Here is a 6,000-nt window from a genome sequence, read left to right on the forward strand (position 1 = left end):
AATTAACCATGAGTACCAGCAAACAACGCCCCATCGGCGTATTTGATTCCGGCGTCGGCGGCTTGACCAACGTCCGCGCCCTGATGGAACGCCTGCCGATGGAAAACATCATCTATTTCGGCGATACCGCACGCGTTCCCTACGGCACCAAATCCCGCGCCACCATCGAAACCTTCGCCATGCAGATTGTCGATTTCCTGCTGGAAAACGATGTCAAGGCACTCGTCATTGCGTGCAACACCATTGCCGCCGTTGCCGGACAAAAAATCCGCCAAAAAGCAGGCAATATGCCCGTATTGGACGTCATCTCCGCCGGCGCGGAAGCCGCTTTGCAAACCACCAAAAACAACCGAATCGGTATTATCGCGACCAATACCACCGTCAACAGCAACGCCTACGCACGCGCCATCCATTCGCAAAACAACGACACGCTGGTGCGCACGCAAGCCGCGCCCCTGCTTGTGCCATTGGTGGAAGAGGGCTGGCTCGATCACGAAGTCACCCGCCTGACCGTGCGCGAATATCTCAAGCCGCTTTTGGCTGACGACATCGACACGCTAGTGTTGGGTTGTACCCACTTCCCACTGCTCAAACCGCTTATCGGCCGTGAAGCGCAAAACGTTACCTTGGTCGATTCCGCCATTACCACCGCCGAATCCACCGCCAAAGCCTTGGCGCAAGCAGGTTTGCTGAACACGGAAAACGACAATCCGGATTACCGCTTCTATGTTAGCGACATCCCCCTGCGCTTCCGTACCATCGGCGAACGCTTCTTGGGCAGAAGTATGGAGCAGATTGAAATGGTTACATTGGGTTGATGGGTAATATTAAAGGCCGTCTGAAATTTCAGACGGCCTTTGCTTTTTTATAGCCAACTCGAACTTAAGCCATGAAATCCAAACCTATGTCCAACGAGCGGCTACTGTGGGTCAGATAGCCGAGGGCGATGCCATCCACGCCGGTTTGCGCCACGCGCTTCAGGCGGTCGAAGCCGATGCCGCCCGATGCTTCGCAATAGACGGTGTGGGGGTGGGCGGTTTGCGTGTGGCAGCGGTTTGCGGCTTCTTTCAAGGTTTCGTCGTCCATGTTATCCAGCAAAATCCGTTCCGCACCCGCCGCGATAGCTTCGTCCAGTTGTGCCAACGTGTCCACTTCGATTTCCACGCAGGTCAACGGTCCGACCGCCTGTTTTGCCTGCTGCACGGCTTGGGCGATGCTGTCGCAATAGGCAAGATGGTTGTCTTTGATGAGCACGGCGTCGTCCAAGCCCATGCGGTGGTTTACGCCGCCGCCCGCCCTGACGGCGTATTTTTGCAGGACGCGCAGCAGGGGGATGGTTTTGCGGCTGCATACGATGTCCACATTGTAACCGGCAACTTCGGCTACTGCGCGAGCGGTAGCGGTGGCGATGCCGCTCAAGTGTGTGAGGTAATTGAGTGCAGTGCGTTCGGCGGCGAGCAGCGCGCGGGCGTTTCCATCAACGCTAGCAAGCGTCTGACCTGCGTGAACGGCTTGTCCGTCTTGGATTTCAGCTTGGAAACGGACGGATGGATCCATCGTCTGAAAGGCGAGGCGCGCCAAGTCCATGCCGGCGATGACGCCGTCTTCGCGGCTGACGAGGAAGAGTTTGGCGGTTTTGTCGGGCGCGATGACGGCGGCGGACGTAATGTCGCCGCGCCTGCCCAAATCTTCGCTCAGGGCTTGTTCGACCATGGGGCGCAACAGGGTGTCGGGCAGGGGGAAGAGGGTGTTTTCAGACGACATGGGGTTTCCTTTGTTGAAAAATATTGGTGTTGCGGCAAGGGTAAAACTTCATTTGAGGCCGTCTGAAAACGGGCTAACGGCTGCCCAGCGGCAGTCCGATGTCCGAAATCAGCCTGTCGGGCAGGACGTCGTCGCGGAAGCGGTAAAGCTGCGCGGGGCGGCCTTTGCTGCCCGATACGCCGGTATCCGACGGCTCGATGAGGTTTTGCTGCTGAATCTGGCGGCGGAAGTTTTGCTTGTGCAGCAATCTGCCGCTGATGGCTTCGACGCTGTTTTGCAGTTGCAGCAGCGTAAATTCGGGCGGCATCAGTTCGAAAATCACGGGGCGGTATTTGATTTTGGCGCGCAGGCGGGACAGGGCGGTCGCCAGCACGCGGCGGTGGTCGTGGCGCATGGGCTGCCCCGTTAGCGCGAAGTCGAAGTTTGCCTGCGGCTCGGCGGCTTCCGCTATCAGGCCGCTTTCATACAGCATTTCATAGCGTTGTAAAACATATTCTTCCGACCAGTTTTCCGGCTCGACCCCCCAGCACAAATGAATGCGCTTGAGCCGCTTTTGGCGCACTTCCTCCGTGTCCGCCGAGTTTGCCCAAATGCGCAGGCGGCTGACGATGGCGTCGCGCTGCCCGCCGTCGGTACGCAAATCTTCCCACGGGAAATAGCCGTAGCAGTCCTGCCATTTCGCATCCGGGTGCAGGATGCTGTCGGCGGCCTCGCGCACCAGCCCCAGATAGCTGACGTACAAGACAGGCAGGCCTTGCTCGTTTTGACGGCGCGTATCGACAAAGGTGTAAAGCTGTTCCACATAGCCCATGGGCTGAGATGTCTGCTTGGCGACCCACATCCTGACCCCTGCCTGCAAGGAGTGGCGAAGCGGAGCAAGCAGGCCGTTGGGCAGCAGCGCTCCTTGGGCAACGGTCAAAACCCTCAAGCTGCCGTTTGTAATGGCGATCAGTACAGGAACCAGCTCGACGATACTTTGCGTATTGGCTGCTGTTTCAGGATAGGCATCCATGCGTGGCTTTCATTCAAGAGAAAACCTTATTGTAAACCAAAGCGGTTTTCAGACGACCTTGCATATTATACTCAAGTTGAGCATAATATAAAAACTATTTGAAACATAGACGGCAAACCTTTATGCCGTCTGAAAAAACAGCCATAAGGAAACATCATGCAAACCGCCGCCCGCCGCTCGTTCGACTACGATATGCCCCTCATTCAGACGCCGACTTCCGCCTGCCAAATCCGTCAGGCGTGGGCGAAGGTTGCCGACACGCCCGACCGCGAGACGGCAGGCCGTCTGAAAGATGAAATCAAGGCTTTGTTGAAGGAGAAAAACGCGGTCTTGGTGGCGCATTATTACGTCGATCCGCTGATTCAGGATTTGGCTTTGGAAACGGGCGGATGCGTGGGCGATTCGCTGGAGATGGCGCGCTTCGGCGCGGAACACGAAGCCGATACATTGGTGGTGGCAGGTGTGCGCTTCATGGGCGAGAGCGCGAAAATCCTCTGCCCTGAAAAAACGGTGCTGATGCCTGATTTGGAAGCAGAATGTTCTTTGGATTTGGGTTGCCCGGAAGAAGCGTTTTCGGCGTTTTGCGACCAACACCCCGACCGCACGGTGGTGGTGTACGCCAACACTTCCGCCGCCGTGAAAGCGCGTGCCGACTGGGTGGTCACGTCTTCGGTGGCGTTGGAAATCGTGTCGTATCTGAAATCGCGCGGCGAGAAGCTGATTTGGGGACCCGACCGCCACCTCGGCGACTACATCCGCCGCGAAACAGGCGCGGATATGCTGTTGTGGCAGGGTTCGTGCATTGTCCACAACGAATTTAAAGGGCAGGAATTGGCGGCGTTGAAGGCGGAACACCCCGATGCGGTGGTGCTGGTTCATCCCGAATCGCCGCAAAGCGTCATCGAACTGGGCGACGTGGTCGGTTCGACCAGCAAACTGCTTAAAGCCGCTGTATCGCGTCCCGAAAAAAAATTCATCGTGGCAACCGATTTGGGCATCCTGCACGAAATGCAAAAGCAGGCGCCCGACAAAGAATTTATCGCCGCCCCGACGGCGGGCAACGGCGGAAGCTGCAAAAGCTGCGCGTTCTGCCCGTGGATGGCGATGAATTCGCTGGGCGGCATCAAACACGCCCTGACAAGCGGACACAACGAAATCCTGTTGGACAGAAAGCTGGGCGAAGCCGCCAAACTGCCTTTGCAGCGTATGCTCGACTTCGCGGCAGGGCTGAAGAAAAAAGATGTGTTCAACGGCATGGGCCCCGCCTGATTTGCCGTCCATATTATAGTGGATTAAATTTAAATCAGGACAAGGCGACGAAGCCGCAGACAGTACAGATAGTACGGAACCGATTCACTTGGTGCTTCAGCACCTTAGAGAATCGTTCTCTTTGAGCTAAGGCGAGGCAACGCCGTACTGGTTTAAATTTAATCCACTATACCGTTTCAGACGACCTTTCAAACAAGGACAACACCATGCAAACCGATTGCGACGTATTGATTGCCGGAAACGGGCTGGCGGCGCTGACGCTCGCCCTGTCGCTGCCTGAATCGTTCCGCATCGTCATTTTGTGCAAGAACCGGCTGGACGACACCGCCAGCCGTCATGCGCAAGGCGGGATTGCGGCGGCGTGGTCGGGAGAGGACGACATCGAAAAACACGTTGCCGATACCTTGGAAGCGGGCGCGGGCTTGTGCGACGAAGCCGCCGTCCGCACCATCCTGTCGCAGGGCAAACCGGCAATCGAATGGCTGCTGGCGCAGGGCGTGGCGTTCGACCAAAATAATAACGACCTGCACCTGACGCGCGAAGGCGGGCATACCTGCCGCCGAATCGCCCACGTCGCCGACTACACGGGCGAAGCCGTCATGCAGAGCCTGATTGCCCAAATACGCTGCCGTCCGAACATCCGCGTTTACGAGCGGCAGATGGCGTTGGACGTTCAAACCGAATCAGGCGCGGCATGCGGACTGACCGTCCTCGACCGCCGAACGCAAGAAACCTACCGCATCCACGCCCGCCATACCGTACTCGCAAGCGGCGGCTTGGGACAGATTTACGCCACCACCACCACGCCGCCCGAATGCACGGGCGACGCCATCGCCATGGCGATACGCGCAGGCTGCGTAGTCGAAAACCTCGAATTTATCCAATTCCACCCTACAGGCTTGGCAAGGCCGTCTGAAAACGGTCGCACCTTCCTGATTTCCGAAGCTGTGCGTGGCGAAGGCGGCATCCTGACCAACCAAGCGGGCGAACGGTTTATGCCGCATTACGACCGCCGCGCCGAACTCGCGCCGCGCGACATCGTTGCCCGCGCCATCGCCGCCGAAATCGCCAAACAAACGCAAGACTTCGTCTCGCTCGACATCAGCCATCAACCCGCAGCGTTCGTCCGTCAGCATTTTCCGTCCATCCATCGACACTGTTTATCCCAATGCGGCTTGGACATCACGCGCCAAGCCATCCCGGTCCGCCCCGTGCAACACTATACCTGCGGCGGCATCCAAACCGACCCTTGCGGCAGAACCTCCCTGCCGCAGCTCTACGCCTTAGGCGAAACCGCCTGCACAGGGCTGCACGGAGCCAACCGCCTCGCCAGCAACTCCCTGCTCGAATGCGTCGTTACTGCCAGACTTGCCGCCCAAACCATCGCGGACGGACAAGCATTCCAAACCGTATCGTCCCAAAGGTCGTCTGAAAACCCCCTCGCTGAAGCAGGCATCTTTTCAGACGACCTCCAAAACACATTCAGCCGCCCCGCCCTGCAAGCGTTCAACCAACGCCATCTGGGCATCCTCCGCAACGATACCGGCCTGCGCCACGCCATCGCCCAACTGCGGCTTTGGAAGCAAAACCAAACCGCGCCGCGCACCGCGTCCGAATACGAAGACCGCAATCTGCTCGAATGCAGCCTCGCCGTCGCCCAAGCCGCATACGCAAGGCGGCAAAACATCGGCGCGCATTTTAATAGTGATTGTTAAGGTTGGCTGGCCAGTAAAAATCGTTCAAATAAATTTGAATAGCATGATTGAAAAGTTGGTATTCAGTCTTTATGGTTGCGTAAGTTGGGTTATTACTCTGTTTTAAAAGCAGAAAGGCCGTCTGGAATGTTTTTCAGACGGCCTTTCTACTTCCTTAATATTTGGGGCTGACGTAGATTAGCCCTAAATTCCACACCAATCCCGCAGAATTTTTAGTTGCCGGGACGGTGTGCCGAAGTT

General features: G+C 57.3%; 5 protein-coding genes and 1 pseudogene. 4 read left to right on the plus strand and 2 right to left on the minus strand.

The genetic code is table 11. The features are described from left to right. The first annotated feature begins 8 nt into the window (after positions 1-8). Positions 9-818 carry a glutamate racemase gene (murI, locus tag ACTHRY_RS09885; RefSeq protein ID WP_049322020.1) on the plus strand — a complete coding sequence of 270 codons (810 nt, stop codon included), beginning with the start codon at positions 9-11 and terminating at the stop codon, positions 816-818. A gap of 64 nt (positions 819-882) precedes the next feature. On the opposite strand, the gene nadC is transcribed toward murI, so the two are convergent. Then, positions 883-1,764 (minus strand): carboxylating nicotinate-nucleotide diphosphorylase, encoded by an 882-nt coding sequence (nadC, locus tag ACTHRY_RS09890; RefSeq protein WP_049322021.1) that lies wholly within the window; start codon positions 1,762-1,764, stop codon positions 883-885. A gap of 73 nt (positions 1,765-1,837) precedes the next feature. Next, complete coding sequence (locus ACTHRY_RS09895; RefSeq protein WP_036493882.1) at positions 1,838-2,776, minus strand: NUDIX hydrolase; 939 nt, start codon at positions 2,774-2,776, stop codon at positions 1,838-1,840. Between the two features lie 156 nt (positions 2,777-2,932). On the opposite strand from ACTHRY_RS09895, the gene nadA reads away from it, so the two are divergent. From nadA to nadB, 3 genes and pseudogenes are all read left to right on the plus strand, one after another. Then, positions 2,933-4,045, plus strand: coding sequence for a quinolinate synthase NadA (nadA, locus tag ACTHRY_RS09900; RefSeq protein WP_003747473.1), 1,113 nt, complete (start codon positions 2,933-2,935; stop codon positions 4,043-4,045). After that, positions 4,039-4,235: pseudogene (locus tag ACTHRY_RS09905) on the plus strand (hypothetical protein); the annotation flags it as partial. The gene nadA and the pseudogene ACTHRY_RS09905, both read left to right, overlap by 7 nt. Before the next feature lie 16 nt (positions 4,236-4,251). Continuing rightward, positions 4,252-5,760, plus strand: a complete 1,509-nt coding sequence (gene nadB, locus ACTHRY_RS09910) for an L-aspartate oxidase (RefSeq protein WP_049323294.1) — start codon at positions 4,252-4,254, stop codon at positions 5,758-5,760. Positions 5,761-6,000 lie beyond the last annotated feature (240 nt).

The organism is Neisseria sp. P0004.S004 (assembly GCF_051963335.1).
Classification (GTDB): domain Bacteria; phylum Pseudomonadota; class Gammaproteobacteria; order Burkholderiales; family Neisseriaceae; genus Neisseria.